Source organism: Acidisoma sp. L85 (assembly GCF_009765865.1).
Classification (GTDB): domain Bacteria; phylum Pseudomonadota; class Alphaproteobacteria; order Acetobacterales; family Acetobacteraceae; genus Acidisoma.
Genome location: NZ_LMUQ01000031.1, coordinates 1 through 338, shown reverse-complemented (window position 1 = coordinate 338; position 338 = coordinate 1). Strand labels below are relative to the sequence as shown.

Here is a 338-nt window from a genome sequence, read left to right as displayed (position 1 = left end):
CTTCGACCAGCAAGGAGAGCTGGGCGGCGAGCCCTCTCACTGCCTCACTGGCGCGCGAGAAGGGTTCGTCCAGCACGTGGCGAGCAATCAAGTGATTGCGGCGTGACCCGATAAAGGGAATTGCCGCCAGCACCGGAAGCTGCACGGCTGCACGGAGAGCATCCAGCTCCTCGAAGCCGACAGAGAAGTAATCCCGCGCCAGAACCGCCGCGGCGCCCGCGACCAGGGCAAGGACAATGATGCCGGCGAGGAGTTTGACGTGGTTCGGGAAGGTCGGCCGCGTCGGCACCGGCGCATGCGAGACAAAGGAGACCGGCGGCTCCAGCAGGGCGGCGCGA

At 66.6% G+C, this 338-nt stretch carries 1 pseudogene; it reads right to left on the bottom strand.

The features are described from left to right. A pseudogene (locus tag GSQ83_RS08915) lies at positions 1 to 338 on the bottom strand (succinoglycan biosynthesis protein exop); the annotation flags it as partial.